Here is a 14058-nt window from a genome sequence, read left to right on the forward strand (position 1 = left end):
AGTAGGCGCTCACCCCGACAACGGACGAAACGGCACGGGCGGACGTGCCCGGTGCCGGAGCCGGTGGCCTCAGTGTGTGGCGCCGCCCACAGCGCGTACGTCCTCGGTGCGGTGCGCGGCGGTGATCACGATCATACGCAGCCCCTCGGCGACGGCGGCCACGGGGAGTGACGGCAGGGCCCGGTCGGTGACCTGTTCCGGCGCGTACGGAACGTGGACGAACCCGCCCCGCAGGCCGGGGCGTTCGGTCGCGGCGAGGTGCATCAGCGCGTAGAAGACGTGGTTGCAGACGAAGGTGCCCGCGGTCTGCGAAACGGCGGCGGGCAGGCCCGCGTCACGGACGGCGGCGACGCAGGCCTTGACGGGGAGGGTGGCGAAATAGGCGGCCGGGCCGCCGGGGACGACGGGTTCGTCGACGGGCCGGGCGCCCAGATTGTCGGGGATGACGGCGTCGTCGATGTTGACGGCGAGGCGCTCGACGGTCAGCTGGGGGCGGCCGCCGGCCTGGCCGACGCAGACGACGAGGTCGGGCCCGGTCTCCCGGACGGCGTCGTACAGGGCGTCGATGGCGTCGCCGAAGACGCAGGGCAGTTGGGCGGCGTGCACGTCGATCCCCTGGGGCGGGTCGACGGCGACGGCGCGCACGGCCTGCCAGGAGGGGTTGATGCTCTCGCCGCCGAAGGGTTCGAATCCGGTCAGCAGTACCCGGGTCATCGCGGGATGCTCCCTAGAGGACAGGTGGCGCCGGAAGGCACCATATGACGTCAGATGATGTCGTAACGCGTCAAAAGGCAAAAGCGGCCATGATGACGATATTGCAGCCGAGCAGGGCCACCGCGGTGGGCAGTTGCGCCTTGATGGGCCCGTACTGGTCCTTGAGCTCCAGCAGGGCGGCGGGGACGATGTTGTAGTTCGCGGCCATGGGCGTCACCAAGGTGCCGCAGAAGCCCGCGAGCATTCCGATGGCGAGGACCGCGGAGGCGTTGCCGTGCGCCTGCTCCACCAGGACCGGCCAGCCGACGGCCGCGGTCATCACGGGGAACGCGGCGAAGCCGTTGCCCATGATCACGGTGAAGAGGAACATCCCGACGCAGTAGACGACGACGGCGACGATGACGGAGCCGTCCGGCAGGACCGCGGTGGTGATCCGGCGGACCTGGTCGCCGACGCCCGCGACGGAGAAGATCGTGCCGAGCGTGGCCAGCAGCTGCGGCAGCAGCATCGCCCAGCCCATCGATTCCAGCAGCGAGCGCCCGGCGTGCACGGGCACGGTGATCCGCCGCTCGCGCAGCATCACCATGCCGACGGCGAGGGCGACCAGGGAGCCGATCCCGAGCCCGAGGATGGTCTCGCTGCCCTTCTGCAGCACGGGCTCGCCGCCCAGGGACAGCTTCTTGACGCCGACCGCGCAGATCAGGGCGACGGCGGGGATGGTGAGGGCGGGCACGAACAGCTTGCCGCCGAACCGCCGCGCGCTCGCCGTCCGCTGCTCGGGCGTCGTCGTCCGGGCCTCGCCGCGCCCGGTGAAGCCGAAGCCGGCGAGGCAGACCATGACGAGGACGGCCACCCCGAGCGGCTCGGGCGGGGCCGACTTGTCGACGACCCAGGTGCTGTAGACGAAGCCGAGGCCGAGCAGGCCCCAGAAGGCGGCGGTGCCCAGCCGCTTGGGATTGCTGCGGTCGGTGAGCATCTGGGCGGCCATCACCAGGAAGATGCCCCCGACGAGCCAGTAGAACCACTCTGCCTTGATCACTTGGCGGCCTTCCCGTCCAGGGCCTCGTGCGCGCCGGTGCCGGTGGCCCCGGCGGCCAGCGCCCGGTCCAGGCGCAGCAGCCGCCAGCCGTGGATGGCGAGGGCGCACAGGGCGGTGGGTATGGCCCACAGTGCGAGCTGCAGCGGTTCGAGGTGGGTGTGGTAGGTGGTGTTGACGAATCCGGTGATGAGCAGGATCGAGCCGACGGCCAGGAAGACGTCCTCGCCGAAGAAGAGCCCGACGTTGTCGGCGCTGGCGGCGAAGGAGCGCACCTTCTCCCGGGCCTTGTCGGGCAGCGGGCCGTGGCGCCGCTCGGCCGCGCCCTCGGCCATGGGCGCGGCGAGCGGGCGCACGGTCTGGGCGTGTCCGAAGACGCTGATGAGCCCGAGCGCGGCGGTGATCTGACGGAGCAGGAGGTAGAGGGCCAGGAAGCGGCCGGTGGTGAGCCCGGCGAAGCGGGTGATCAGCCGACGGGCCTGTTCCTGGAGGCCGTGGCGCTCCAGGAGACCGATGACGGGGAGGGTGATCACGAAGATCGTCACCGCCCGGCTGGAGGCGAAGCCGGTGCCGAAGGCGGCCAGCACCTTCTGCGGCGAGAGCCCGCCGAGCAGACCGGTGGCGATGCCCGCGACACCGACGACCAGCAGGGGGTTGCGCCTCGTGGCGAAGCCGATCACGACCACGAGGACGCCCAGGAGAACGAGCATGGGCCTTGCCTTCCGCGTTCCCGGACCTCACTCGATCGGGTGAGGTGACTGGCGAGGAGGCTAAGATATTGTTCAACAATCCTCAAGGGGCTTGACTGGCGGATCACTTGGCCGCGGCCGGTGGACGCGCCTCCGCATCGCCCTTGACCGCTTGACTGCCGCACCGTGGAGGACGCATGGCCCGATCCACCGCGCAGCGCGTGGCCGACGCGCTGCGCACCCGTATCGAGGGCGGCGGACTACCGCCCGGCACCCAGCTGTCCGAGGAGGCCCTCGGCCGGGACCTCGGGGTGTCGCGCAATACGCTGCGCGAGGCCTTCCGGCTGCTCATCCACGAGAGCCTGGTCGTCCATGTGCTGAACCGGGGCGTGTTCGTCCGGGTCCTGGAGCCCGCCGACGTCACGGACATCTACCGGGTGCGCGCCGCCCTGGAGACCGCGGGGGTACGGGCCGCCGCCGACGCGGCCCGGCCGCTGCGCGACGCCGTCGGCCGGGCGGTGGCCGAGGGCGAGCGCGCCGCGGCCGGTCACGACTGGCGGGAGGTCGGCTCGGCGGACCTGCGCTTCCACCGGGCGCTCGCGGCGCTGGCCGGCAGCGCCCGCATCGACACCGCCATGGACCGGCTGCTGGCCGAACTGCGCCTGGCCTTCCACGCGATGCCCTCGCCGCGCCGCTTCCACGAGCCGTTCCTGGCGCGCAACCGCACCCTCGCCGCCCTCCTCGACGCCGGTGCGTACGACCGTGCCGAAGCCGAGCTGACCTCCTACCTGGACGACGCCCGGACGCTCATACTCGACGTGATGCGGGAGACCAGCCGATGACCGGACCTGCCGACGGGCCGGGCACGACGCCCCGGCCGACGCTCGACCTCAACGCCGACCTGGGCGAGGGCTTCGGACGCTGGCGGCTCACCGACGACGACGCGCTGCTGTCGGTCGTCACCAGCGCGAACATCGCCTGCGGCTTCCACGCCGGGGACCCCTCCACGATGCGCCGGGTGTGCGAGCGCGCCGTCGAACTCGGGGTGCGCATCGGCGCCCAGGTCTCCTACCGCGACCTGGCCGGCTTCGGCCGCCGCGCCATGGACGTGCCGCCGGACGAGCTCGCCGACGAGATCACCTACCAGATCGGCGCGTTGCGCGTCTTCGCGCAGGCGGCCGGGGCGGACGTCGCGTATGTGAAGCCGCACGGCGCGCTCTACAACCGCACGGTCACCGACGCCGCCCAGGCCGCCGCCGTGGTGGCGGGCATATCGGGTGCGGGCGGGCCGCTGCCCGTTCTCGGACTGCCCGGCTCGCTGCTGCACGAGGCCGCCGCGCGGGCCGGACTGCCGGTGGTCCCGGAGGCGTTCGCGGACCGCGCGTACACCGCCGCGGGCACGCTCGTCTCCCGCCGGGAGCCCGGCTCCGTGATCACCGACCCGGACGCCGTCGTCACCCGGTCCGTCCGCATCGCCCGCGCGTCCGCCGTCCTCGCCCTCACCGGCGAGGAGATCGCCGTCGACGCCCGCTCGCTGTGCCTGCACGGCGACACCCCCGGGGCCGCGCAGCTCGCCCGCCGGGTGCGGGACGGGCTGGAGGCCGCCGGCGTCCGGATCGAGGCGTTCGCGTGAGCGCGCCGCCCCCGGAGCGGCCCACCGGCCTTCGCGCCCTTCCCGTCGGACGCCGCGCCCTGCTCGTCGAGGTCGCCACCGCCGAGCAGGCGCAGGCCCTGCACGCCGAACTGCTGCGCCGCCGCGCCACCGGGGCGCTGCCGCCCGTGGCCGAGATCGTGCCCGCCGCCCGGACGGTCCTGCTGGACGGCCTCGACGACCCGCACAACCTCGCCGCGGACCTCGCGAGCTGGTCCATACCCCCGCTGACCGCCGCCGACAGCACGGCCGTCGTCCTGCCGGTCCGCTACGACGGGGCCGACCTCGCCGAGGTCGCGGCCCTGTGGCAGGTACCGGAGGAGGAGGTGCCGCGCATCCACTCCACCCTCGAATTCCGCGTCGCCTTCTGCGGTTTCGCACCCGGCTTCGGCTATCTCACCGGTCTGCCCGAGCACTTGCGGGTGCCCCGCCGGTCCACCCCGCGCACGGCCGTGCCCGCCGGGTCGGTGGGTCTGGCCGGGCCCTACACCGGTGTCTATCCGCGCTCCTCCCCCGGCGGCTGGCAGCTCATCGGCCGTACCGACGCGGCCCTGTGGGACCCCGCGCGGGAGCCGGCCGCGCTTCTCGCCCCGGGCACCCGCGTGCGCTTCGAGGCACTCGCGTGAGCGCCCTGACGGTGGTGCGGGCCGGGGCGCTGACGACCGTGCAGGACCTCGGCCGGCCCGGCCACGCGCATCTCGGGGTGCCCCGCTCCGGTGCCCTCGACCAGCCCGCGCACCGGCTCGCCAACCGCCTGGTGGGCAACCCCGCGGCCTTCGCCACCCTGGAGACCACGGTCAACGGGTGTGCCGTGCGCACGGATACGGCCGTGACGGCCGCCGTGACGGGGGCGCCCTGTCCGGTGCGGGTCGACGGCCGCCCGGTGGCGTGGGGCGCGCCGGTGCGGCTGGCGGCGGGTGCCGTGCTCGAGGTGGGCAGCGCCCGCGCGGGGCTGCGCTGCTATGTGGCTTTCGGCGGCGGTGTGGCCGTGCCGCGGGTGCTCGGCAGCCGCTCCCGCGATCTGCTCTCCGGCCTCGGGCCCGAACCGCTGACCGACGGCATGTCCCTGCCGCTGGGCGCCCCTTGCGGGCCGCCCCTGGCGGCCGACACCGTGCCCGGGGCCGGTCCGCCCACGGCCGGGCTGGTGCTGCCGGTCGTCCTCGGCCCGCGGGACGACTGGTTCGTCCCCGAGGTAGGGCGCGCGCTGGCGGGCGGTGCCTTCCGGGTGTCGCCGGCGAGCAACCGCATCGGGCTGCGCACCGAGGGTCCGCGCCTGGAGCGGGTGCGGGAGGGCGAACTCCCCAGCGAGGGCATGGTTCTCGGCGCCGTCCAGGTCCCGCCCGACGGCCGCCCGGTGGTCTTCCTCGCGGATCACCCGACGACCGGTGGCTATCCCGTCGTCGGGGTGGTCCCCGAGCCGTCGCTGGCCGCCGCGGCCCAGGCGGTGCCGGGCACGCCGGTGCGGTTCGTGCTCGTACGGGCGTAAGGCGCCCTCAGGCCGCGCTGCCCTCCACGGCCGGCCGGCTCCGGGCGCACCGGCGGGCCAGCACGTCGTCGTAGTGGTCCAGGAGCCGGTCGCCGATCACCGTCCAGGTGCGGCCGAGGACGGATTCGCGGCCGGCTCGCCCGTACGCGGCGCGCCGGGCGCGGCAGGGCTCCAGGGCGAGGACGGCGTCGCGGACCGCCTCGGCGTCACAGGGCCGCACCAGCAGACCGGTGCGGCCGTGGTCGATGAGGTCGAGGGGGCCGCCGACCGCCGGGGCGATCACCGGGACGCCGCTGGCCTGCGCCTCCTGCACGGTCTGGCAGAAGGTCTCCTGCGGGCCGGTGTGGACGAAGACGTCCAGTGAGGCGAAGATCCGGGCGAGGCCCTCGCCGGTGCGGCTGCCGAGGAAGCGGGCCCCGGGCAGGGCGGTGCGCAGCCCGGCGGCGCTGGGGCCGTCACCGACGACGACGAGGCGGACGCCCGGCAGCGCGCAGACGGGTGCGAGCAGCTCGACGCGTTTCTCCGGGGCGAGCCGGCCCACGTAGCCGACGATCAGCTCACCGCCGGGGGCGAGCGCGCGGCGCAGCTCGGGATCGCGCAGCGCGGGGTGGAAGCGGGTGGAGTCGACGCCGCGCGGCCACAGCCGCACCCGCGGGACGCCGTGTGCGACGAGGTCGCGGGCGGCGGAGGAGGAGGGCGCGAGGGTGCGGTCGGCGGCGGCGTGCACCGCCCGTATCCGCCGCCAGGCGAGATTGCTACCGGTGCCCAGGTAGGTGCGGGCGTAGCCGCCGAGGTCGGTCTGGTAGACGGCGACGGCGGGCACGCCGAGGCGCGCGGCGGCGCTCATGCCGCGCGCGCCGAGCACGAAAGGGCTCGCGAGATGGACGAGGTCGGGCCGGTGGGCGGCCAGCACGCCGGGCAGCCGTCGGCTCGGCAGCGCGACGCGGATCTGCGGATAGCCGGGCAGCGGCACCGAGGGGACCCGCACGACGGGGTACCGCCCGCCGTCGTCCTCGCCGCCACCCGGATCGTAGGGGCCCGACGGGGTGACGACGAGCGGTTCGTGGCCGCGCCGGGCCAGGTGCCGGGCGGTCTGCTCGGCGCAGTGGGCGACGCCGTTGACGTCGGGCGGGAAGGACTCGGTGACGATGACGATGCGCATAGGGGTGTTGTCGGCCCCCCGCGCGCCGCGCGGGCCACGTGGATCTTTCCGCCCGGGGAACGTCCCGTGAGCGTTGGCCGCGCGACGCTCCGGGCGGCTCCGGACCGGGTGCGGGCCCGGTTCAGTCCATGCCGCGGACGATGTGCGGCTCGCTGTCGTCCTCGTCGCGGACGGTGCTGCCCGGGGGGTCCGTCAGCTCCGTCCGGCCGGGTAACGGTCCCGGCGTCCGGTCCCCCGCCCGGCTCGCTGTCTGCTCCTGCTGTCCCTCGCGACGTTCCATGCCGTTTCCCCCTTCGACGCCCCTTCTTTGCGGCTCCCCCGTTCCACCGCTCCCAAACAGGCGTCAGGGTGTGGGGTTGCCTACGCCATCAGGGTGGAAATTGGGGCAATTGAGGTTAAAATACAGCCAGGTGGCACTCAAGTAGGGAAAGAAGGTGGCCGACGTGAGCGCTCCTACGTCGCCCCGTATCGACCAGCACCCGGACCTCCTCGCGCTCCGCGCGCACTCGGAGGAAACCACCGCGACACCCACCGCACAGGGCGTCGAAGCCCTCGCCTTTATGTGTGGCGTCTATCTGGCCGCCTCACCATGGATTGTCGGATTCAACGGCTCAACGACCCTGGCCATCACCAACCTGATCGCCGGTGCGGCCTTCGCTTCTCTGCTCGGCGGCTTCGGGTCGGCGTATGAGCGTACGCACGCGATGAGCTGGGCGGCGCTGTGCATAGCCGCGTGGACGATCGTCGCGCCCTGGGTCGTGGCGGGCGACGTCGCCACCACCCGGGCCATCGTCAGCAACATCATCGTCGGCGGTGTGGCCCTCCTGTGCTCCCTCGCCCTCGCGGGGCTGGGAATGAGCAGATCCAGGCGCTGACCACCGCATACCGGACAACCCACCGACCGGACGACGGGAGGCGGCCGCCGAGAGACGGCCCGCCTCCCGCCGTCGTGTCCGGTCCCGCGCGCGGGACCGCGCCTCAGCCGGTCCCGGCCGCCTGTCCGGGTTCGACCGCGTCGAGCGGACGGTCGGCACGGGGGTCGGAGAGGGTGTCGACGGGCCAGTCGGCCGGCCGCTCCGGCGGGATCCCGCGCAGGCGCTCACGAAGGCGTCTGTCCATGTCGTGACGGATCCGCTGGATGACTTCGTCCAAGTCGGGCATACCGGCGACCGTAGGACCCGCAGACCGGTCGGACCGGGCGGAAAAGCAGGTTTTCACTCCTGCGGATGAATACTGAGCTGATCTTCGGCTGTCATGGCTTTGCCGGGCGGGAAGTGGCAATGCTCCCCTCTCCCAACCGGCCCACCGACCCCAAGAGGTGCGAGGCATGACGACCGTACGCGCAGCCACTTTTGAGCTGTTGCGGTCCCGTGGAGTGACGACGGTGTTCGGCAACCCGGGCTCCACGGAACTCCCCTTCCTCCAGGACTTCCCCGACGACTTCCGGTACGTGCTCGGCCTCCAGGAAGCCGTCGTCGTCGGAATGGCCGACGGGTACGCGCAGGCCACCGGGGGGACCGCCCTGGTCAATCTGCACACGGCCCCCGGCGTGGGCAATGCCATGGGCGCCATCATCACCGCGGCCGCCAACCACACCCCCATGGTGGTGACCGCCGGGCAGCAGGTCCGCGCCATGATGACCATGGAGGCGCTGCTGACCAACGTGGACGCCACCGTCCTGCCCCGCCCGGCCGTGAAGTGGGCGTACGAACCACCGCGCGCGCAGGACGTTCCCGCGGCGCTGGCCCGGGCCTTCCACCTGGCCGAGACCGCGCCGCGCGGCCCGGTGTTCCTGTCGCTGCCGATGGACGACTTCGACGTCGAACTGGACGAGGCGGAGTACGCGGCGGCGCTGGCCGCGGCGCGCCGCCGGGTCCACGACGGCACCGCGGCCGCCGCGCCCGCGGTGGAGGCCCTCGCCCGACGGCTGGCGGAGGCCGTCAATCCGGTGCTGGTGACCGGTGGCGCGGTGGACGCCGAAGGGGCCTGGGAGGCGGCCGTCGCGCTCGCCGAGCACCGGCGGCTGCCGGTGTGGGCCTCGCCCATCGAGGGCCGGGTCGGCTTCCCCGAGGACCACCCCCTCTATCAGGGCGTCCTGCCGCCGGCCCTCGCGCCGCTGGCCCAGACCCTGGCCGGACACGATCTGGTGCTGGTGGTCGGTGCGCCCGTCTTCCGCTACTACCCCTATGTGCCCGGCCCGGTGCTGCCGGACGGGGCCGAGCTGGTGCTGCTCACCAGCGACCCCGACGAGGCGGCGCGCGCACCCGTCGGCGACGCCATTGTCGCGGGGCTGCGGCCCACCCTGGAACTGCTGACGGAGGTGCTGGAGAAGAAGGGCGGCGGCGACGGCCCGGCGGACGCGGCAGCGGGAGTGACGACGGCGCCCACGGTGGCGGGGACCGCGCCCGGAGCGGAGAGCGCGCCCGCCGCCGACGCGGCCCCCGAGCCGATGTCCGCGGTGGACGCCCTCGCGGCCGTCGCGAGTGCCGCCCCGCCCGAGACCGTGTGGGTCAACGAGTCGCCCTCCAACGTGCAGGCCTTCCGCGACCACGTGCGCATCGACCGGCCGGGGTCCTTCCTGATGACCACCGGCGGCGGTCTGGGCTTCGGTCTCGCGGCGGCGGTGGGCGCCCGCCTCGGCCGGCCGGACCGGCCGGTGGTGGCGCTCGTCGGTGACGGTTCCGCCCAGTACGCGATCACCGCGCTGTGGACGGCGGCCGCCTACCGCGTCCCGGTCACCTTCGTGATCCCGGCGAACCGGGAGTACGCGATCCTCAAGTGGTTCGGCCGCTTCGAGAACACCCCCGGTGTGCCCGGTCTGGACATCCCCGGCATCGACCTGTGCGCCCTGGCCCGGGGCTACGGGGTCCCCGCGCACCGCGCCACGGACGCCGCGCACCTCGCCGAGCTGGTCGCGGCCGCCACCACATCGCCGGACGGGCCGGTGCTCATCGTGGCGCCCATCACCACCGTTCCCCCCACGCTGTGACCGCGCTTTCCCCTCGCCCTCCTCGACTTCTTCTTCACACCGCCTCGTAAGCGGCCCCCCACCGCATGGAGTTGCCGATGACCGTAACCGTCGAGAATCCCCTCCTCACCGCCCTGGGCGAAACCCTGCCCCCCGGATCCGTACTGACCGGCGAAGCCGAACTCGACCTGCACACCAGGGATTCCGCGCCGTTCAGCGAAGCGGGCAGACCCGCCGCCGTGGTGTGCCCCGACACCATCGAGCAGGTCCAGCACGTCGTCCGCACCGCCCGGGCCTACGGGGTGCCCGTCGTGCCGCAGGGTGCCCGCACGGGCCTCGCCGGGGCCGCCAACGCCGTCGACGGCTGTGTGGTGCTGTCCATGGTCCGGATGAACCGCGTCCTGGAGATCGACACCGCGAACCGGCTGGTGCGCTGCGAGCCCGGGGTGGTCACCGCCGACCTCGCCGCGGCCGTCGCCGAGCGGGGCCTGTGCTATCCGCCGGACCCGGCCTCCTGGGAGACCTGCACGATCGGCGGGAACATCGCCACCGGGGCCGGCGGCCTGTGCTGTGTGAAGTACGGGGTCACCGCCGACTACGTCCTCGGGCTGACCGTCGTGCTCGCCGACGGCGAGGTGCTGCGCGTCGGCCGGCGCACCGTCAAGGGCGTCGCGGGCTACGACCTCACCCGGCTGTTCGTCGGCTCCGAGGGCACCCTGGGCATCATCGTCGAGGCGACGCTGGCGCTGCGTCCGCCGCAGCCGCCCGCCCTGGCGCTGCTGGCCCAGTTCCCGTCCGCCTCGGACGCGGGCGAGGCGGTGGCCGCGATCATCCGTGAGGGCCATATCCCCTCCGCGCTGGAGCTGATGGACCGCACCACCACCGAGGCGGTCGCCGCGCTCGGCCATCCGCTGCTGGCCGGGCACGCGGCGGCCACGCTGATCGTGGCGAGCGACGCGCCCGACGCCGCCGAGCAGGTGCGGGCGATGGCCGCGCTCTGCCGGTCGGCGAAGGCGCTGTCCGTCAGCGCCGCCGCCGACGAGCGGGAGTCCAAAGAAGTGCTGGAGGCGCGGCGGATGGTGCTGCCGGCACTCGGCGCCCGGGCCGCGGCGCTCTCCGGTGACGTGACGGCGTTCATCGAGGACGTCGCGGTGCCGCGCGCCGCGCTGGCCACGCTCATCGACCGGATCGAGCTGATCGCCGACGAGTACGACCTCTACATCTCCACCGTCGGACACGCGGGGGACGGCAATCTGCACCCGACCGTCATCTTCGACCGCTCCGACCCGGACGCGGTCCGGCGCGCCAAGGAGGCGTACGACGCCATCATGGCCGCCGGGCTGGAGCTGGGCGGCACCATCACCGGCGAGCACGGCGTCGGCGTCCTCAAGCGGGACTGGCTGGCCCGTGAACTGCCGCCCCGCAACCTTCGGTTGCAGCGCGACGTCAAACGGCTGCTCGACCCCGAGGGGCTGCTCAACCCGGGGAAGGTGCTGGCATGAGCGACACGATCGACGCCCCGGGACTCGGTGAGCGGCGCGCCGTGCTGCCGACCGCGTCCCGCGGCGAGAATCTCCGGCTCACCTTCGTCTATTTCCTTCCCAATTACATCAAGGGCGTTTTCCGTTCCCGTCCCCGCGTCGCCGCCTTCGTGGCCCGGACCGACCCCGCCCGGCGCGGCCTGGAGCTGATGCGCCGGATGCGCCGCCGGCACGGCCGCGGCCCGGTCCTGGTGCGCGGCACCTCCGGGCCCACCTTGCTGGTCCTGGACGCCGAGGACGCCAAGCAGGTGCTGGCGGGGCCCGTCGAGGTGTACGCGGTGGACACCTGGGAGAAGGTCAGTGGCTTCGCGGCCGTCCAGCCCGAGGCGCTGGTCGCCTCGCACGGCGGGCAGCGCGCGGCGCGGCGGGCGTTCAACGACGCGGTGCTGGACGCGGGGTGTCCCGTGCACCGGCTCGCGGACCACTTCCTGCGGGTCGTGGGCGAGGAGGCGGCGGCCCTGCTGGGGCCCCGGGCGGTGGAGGGCCTGCGGCCGGACGAGATCCGCGAGCGCTTCGAGCGCGCGGGGCGGCGCTGCTTCCTGGGCGAGGCCGCCGCCGACGACGTGGAGTACTCCCGGCTGCTCGATCTGCTGCTGTCCGAGGCGAATTGGATGGGGGCGCGGCGCTGGCGCACCGGCCGCACCCGCAGGATCCGGCGGCGGATGATGCAGCGTCAGGCCCGCTATCTCAGCGACGCCGACCCGCGCAGCCTGGCCGGGCTGTTCGGCAGCGCGCCCCGGGGGCCGGAGACCGCGCCCGAGGGGCAGATCGCCCACTGGTTCATGGCGCTGGCCGTGGTGCACGCGGCGGCTCTCCAGGCCCTGTCCCTGCTCGCCTCGCACCCCGTGCAGTACGAGCGGGCGCTCGCGGAGACCGAGTCGGCCGACCGGACGCACGGGCCGCGCACGGCGGCGGGGTTCGAGGCCATGCCGTACGTCCGTGCCTGTGTCCAGGAGGCGGCGCGACTGTGGCCGCCGGTGCCCAGTCTGATGCGGCGCACCACGGCCGAGACCCGCTGGCGCGACGCGGTGGCGCCGGGGGGCATCAATGTGCTGGTGCCCGCCGGTTTCCACGCGCGGGACGGCGAACGGATCGACTACGCGCACCGGTTCGCGCCGGAGAAGTGGCTGGACGGCACGGCCGAGCGGGACTGGGCCGTCAGCCCGTTCAGCCGGGGCGAGGCCCAGTGCAGCGGCATGGAACTGGGCCTTCAGCTGGCCACCGGCTTCGTCGCCGAGTTCCTGCGCGCCGGGGAGCTGGCCGTGGCCGGCCCGCGGCTGAGCCCCGACCGGCCGCTGCCGCACACCTTCGACGCGGCACGGCTGCGCATCGGGGTCCGCTCCCGCCGGCCGGTGGAGGGCGTATGACGACCGACAGCGAAGCGCCCGCCGGAACGCGCGGCGCCGCGGCCGACGGGGTCGGCGGGGCCGCTTCCGAGGACTGCCCCGAGGGGGTGGACACCGCCTCGCTCGCGGCCGTCGCCCGCATGCTGGGCGAGGTGGCCGGGGTGATCCGTGAGGCGGGCCGTACCGTCACCGCGATCGCCACGGACCCGCAGCTGGCGGCCTCGCTCGGCCGCTCGCCCCGCACCGGGGTGCGGGCGGTGCGGGCCCTCGCCCGGACCCTGACCGAACCGGCCGGGCTGGGCTACGCCCCGGACGGCGGGCGGGTGGGCCGGGCCGCCTGGCTGGGCGGGGTGCTCACCAGCCGGGAGAATCTCGCGGTCGCGGTGGCGGTCACCTCGCTCAAGCTGCGGATCCGGCTGTGCGCGGTGCGCCACCCGGAGTTCATCGAGGACGGGCCGGTGCGGCGGCTGCTGGGGGCCATCGAGGCCGACCGGCAGACCCAGGCGCTGCGGGTCTTCCACCGGGCGGTGCGCGCGGACGGCGCCGAGCGGGCCCTGGCCGCGCTCGCCCCGTCGCTCACCGAGGTCATGGCGTGGAACGCGCTGGTGGACGAGAACCCGTTCAACGACGCGGCGGCCTGGTGCATCGTCACCGGTTCACGGGCCGAGGGCGATCCGCTGCTGGGCACGAGCATCGGGGCCTGGGCCCGCTGGGACCGGGGGGCGGGCCGGGCCGTGGCCGAGCCGCCGGATCCGGCCCTGCTCGCCGCCCTGGACGACGGCGGCGGCATCAGCGCGCATCTGCGGAATCTGACCGCGATCGGCAACGACGGCCGGATGCTCATCCAGCGGGTCACCGGCCCGGACGGCGTCACCCGCTATCTGGTGCTGCTGGCCGGCATGGCCTTCGGGCTGCCCCGCAACGCCACCCCGCAGGACCTGGTGGGCGCGGTCACCGCGGTGGGCCGCAACGACTCGCCGTACACCCGGGCCGTCCGCAAGGCCGTCGCCCAGACCGTGCCCGAGGGGGCGTCGATCGCGCTGATCGGGCACAGCCAGGGCGGCATCGCGGCCATGAACCTGACAGAGATCCCGGAGGTCAACCAGAAGTGGCGGCTGACGCACGTCGTCGCCGTCGGCTCGCCCATCGACTTCAAACGCCCCCGCGATCCCGAGACCCGCGTCGTCAGTCTCGTCAACGAGCACGATGTGGTGCCCAATCTGGAGGGCCGCAGTCCGGTGTCGGTCTTCCCGGTGCCCGCGGACTGGCTGGAGATCACCTGGGTGGACCCCGCGCACGACTTTCCGATGTGTCACAACGTGGGCGTCTACGCGCAGAGTCTCGACGAGGTCGTCCCCGAGGCGCGCGACCGGGTGGACGCCCTGCTCGCCCCGTACCGGGGGGTCGTCGAGGAGACCGTCGTCTTCCGCCTCCACGACCGCTGACCCGCACCCGCTGACCCGTC

At 74.1% G+C, this 14058-nt stretch carries 15 protein-coding genes; 9 read left to right on the plus strand and 6 right to left on the minus strand.

Annotated features, from left to right (window positions below; genetic code table 11):
* Window positions 1-69 precede the first annotated feature (69 nt).
* The 3 genes from pcp to AB8O64_RS06505 all read right to left on the minus strand — a co-directional run bounded on the left by pcp (window position 70) and on the right by AB8O64_RS06505 (window position 2460).
* Window positions 70-714 (minus strand): pyroglutamyl-peptidase I, encoded by a 645-nt coding sequence (pcp, locus tag AB8O64_RS06495; RefSeq protein WP_370418297.1) that lies wholly within the window; start codon window positions 712-714, stop codon window positions 70-72.
* 70 nt (window positions 715-784) lie between these two features.
* Window positions 785-1753, minus strand: a complete 969-nt coding sequence (locus AB8O64_RS06500; RefSeq protein ID WP_370418298.1) for a DUF979 domain-containing protein — start codon at window positions 1751-1753, stop codon at window positions 785-787.
* Window positions 1750-2460 (minus strand): DUF969 domain-containing protein, encoded by a 711-nt coding sequence (locus AB8O64_RS06505; RefSeq protein WP_370418299.1) that lies wholly within the window; start codon window positions 2458-2460, stop codon window positions 1750-1752. The genes AB8O64_RS06500 and AB8O64_RS06505 overlap by 4 nt, the downstream gene beginning before the upstream one ends.
* A gap of 176 nt (window positions 2461-2636) precedes the next feature.
* On the opposite strand from AB8O64_RS06505, the gene AB8O64_RS06510 reads away from it, so the two are divergent.
* The 4 genes from AB8O64_RS06510 to AB8O64_RS06525 are packed head-to-tail and all read left to right on the plus strand — an operon-like array spanning window position 2637 to window position 5576.
* A complete protein-coding gene (locus tag AB8O64_RS06510; protein ID WP_370418300.1) occupies window positions 2637-3281 on the plus strand; it encodes a GntR family transcriptional regulator in 645 nt (214 codons plus the stop codon).
* Window positions 3278-4072 (plus strand): LamB/YcsF family protein, encoded by a 795-nt coding sequence (locus AB8O64_RS06515; protein ID WP_370418301.1) that lies wholly within the window; start codon window positions 3278-3280, stop codon window positions 4070-4072. The genes AB8O64_RS06510 and AB8O64_RS06515 overlap by 4 nt, the downstream gene beginning before the upstream one ends.
* Complete coding sequence (gene pxpB, locus AB8O64_RS06520; RefSeq protein WP_370418303.1) at window positions 4069-4716, plus strand: 5-oxoprolinase subunit PxpB; 648 nt, start codon at window positions 4069-4071, stop codon at window positions 4714-4716. The genes AB8O64_RS06515 and pxpB overlap by 4 nt, the downstream gene beginning before the upstream one ends.
* Complete coding sequence (locus AB8O64_RS06525; protein ID WP_370418305.1) at window positions 4713-5576, plus strand: biotin-dependent carboxyltransferase family protein; 864 nt, start codon at window positions 4713-4715, stop codon at window positions 5574-5576. The genes pxpB and AB8O64_RS06525 overlap by 4 nt, the downstream gene beginning before the upstream one ends.
* A gap of 7 nt (window positions 5577-5583) precedes the next feature.
* Here the strand turns inward: AB8O64_RS06525 and AB8O64_RS06530 are convergent, their stop codons facing one another.
* On the minus strand, window positions 5584-6738 hold the full coding sequence (locus AB8O64_RS06530) for a glycosyltransferase family 4 protein (RefSeq protein WP_370418307.1): 1155 nt from the start codon (window positions 6736-6738) through the stop codon (window positions 5584-5586).
* Between the two features lie 121 nt (window positions 6739-6859).
* Window positions 6860-7018, minus strand: coding sequence for a hypothetical protein (locus tag AB8O64_RS06535; protein WP_370418308.1), 159 nt, complete (start codon window positions 7016-7018; stop codon window positions 6860-6862).
* A gap of 163 nt (window positions 7019-7181) precedes the next feature.
* Between AB8O64_RS06535 and AB8O64_RS06540 the strand changes: the two genes are divergently transcribed.
* Window positions 7182-7613 carry an SPW repeat protein gene (locus tag AB8O64_RS06540; protein ID WP_370418310.1) on the plus strand — a complete coding sequence of 144 codons (432 nt, stop codon included), beginning with the start codon at window positions 7182-7184 and terminating at the stop codon, window positions 7611-7613.
* A gap of 103 nt (window positions 7614-7716) precedes the next feature.
* On the opposite strand, the gene AB8O64_RS06545 is transcribed toward AB8O64_RS06540, so the two are convergent.
* Window positions 7717-7899 carry a hypothetical protein gene (locus tag AB8O64_RS06545; RefSeq protein ID WP_356452243.1) on the minus strand — a complete coding sequence of 61 codons (183 nt, stop codon included), beginning with the start codon at window positions 7897-7899 and terminating at the stop codon, window positions 7717-7719.
* Window positions 7900-8065: 166 nt separating this feature from the next.
* On the opposite strand from AB8O64_RS06545, the gene mdlC reads away from it, so the two are divergent.
* From mdlC to AB8O64_RS06565, 4 genes are all read left to right on the plus strand, one after another.
* On the plus strand, window positions 8066-9727 hold the full coding sequence (mdlC, locus tag AB8O64_RS06550; protein WP_370418312.1) for a benzoylformate decarboxylase: 1662 nt from the start codon (window positions 8066-8068) through the stop codon (window positions 9725-9727).
* A gap of 77 nt (window positions 9728-9804) precedes the next feature.
* A complete protein-coding gene (locus AB8O64_RS06555; RefSeq protein ID WP_365379450.1) occupies window positions 9805-11208 on the plus strand; it encodes an FAD-linked oxidase C-terminal domain-containing protein in 1404 nt (467 codons plus the stop codon).
* A complete protein-coding gene (locus AB8O64_RS06560) occupies window positions 11205-12614 on the plus strand; it encodes a cytochrome P450 (protein ID WP_370418314.1) in 1410 nt (469 codons plus the stop codon). The genes AB8O64_RS06555 and AB8O64_RS06560 overlap by 4 nt, the downstream gene beginning before the upstream one ends.
* Window positions 12611-14038 carry a hypothetical protein gene (locus tag AB8O64_RS06565; protein ID WP_370418316.1) on the plus strand — a complete coding sequence of 476 codons (1428 nt, stop codon included), beginning with the start codon at window positions 12611-12613 and terminating at the stop codon, window positions 14036-14038. The genes AB8O64_RS06560 and AB8O64_RS06565 overlap by 4 nt, the downstream gene beginning before the upstream one ends.
* Window positions 14039-14058 lie beyond the last annotated feature (20 nt).

The organism is Streptomyces sp. QH1-20, assembly GCF_041283565.1.
Lineage (GTDB): Bacteria > Actinomycetota > Actinomycetes > Streptomycetales > Streptomycetaceae > Streptomyces > Streptomyces syringius.

Bases quoted from the DNA above. Each gene is read 5' to 3' on its own strand.
- AB8O64_RS06530 (WP_370418307.1), bottom strand. From the start codon at position 6,738: ATGCGCATCGTCATCGTCACCGAGTCCTTCCCGCCCGACGTCAACGGC.
- AB8O64_RS06505 (WP_370418299.1), bottom strand. From the start codon at position 2,460: ATGCTCGTTCTCCTGGGCGTCCTCGTGGTCGTGATCGGCTTCGCCACG.
- AB8O64_RS06535 (WP_370418308.1), bottom strand. From the start codon at position 7,018: ATGGAACGTCGCGAGGGACAGCAGGAGCAGACAGCGAGCCGGGCGGGG.
- AB8O64_RS06565 (WP_370418316.1), top strand. From the start codon at position 12,611: ATGACGACCGACAGCGAAGCGCCCGCCGGAACGCGCGGCGCCGCGGCC.
- mdlC (WP_370418312.1), top strand. From the start codon at position 8,066: ATGACGACCGTACGCGCAGCCACTTTTGAGCTGTTGCGGTCCCGTGGA.
- AB8O64_RS06545 (WP_356452243.1), bottom strand. From the start codon at position 7,899: ATGCCCGACTTGGACGAAGTCATCCAGCGGATCCGTCACGACATGGAC.
- pcp (WP_370418297.1), bottom strand. From the start codon at position 714: ATGACCCGGGTACTGCTGACCGGATTCGAACCCTTCGGCGGCGAGAGC.
- AB8O64_RS06555 (WP_365379450.1), top strand. From the start codon at position 9,805: ATGACCGTAACCGTCGAGAATCCCCTCCTCACCGCCCTGGGCGAAACC.
- AB8O64_RS06560 (WP_370418314.1), top strand. From the start codon at position 11,205: ATGAGCGACACGATCGACGCCCCGGGACTCGGTGAGCGGCGCGCCGTG.
- AB8O64_RS06510 (WP_370418300.1), top strand. From the start codon at position 2,637: ATGGCCCGATCCACCGCGCAGCGCGTGGCCGACGCGCTGCGCACCCGT.
- AB8O64_RS06515 (WP_370418301.1), top strand. From the start codon at position 3,278: ATGACCGGACCTGCCGACGGGCCGGGCACGACGCCCCGGCCGACGCTC.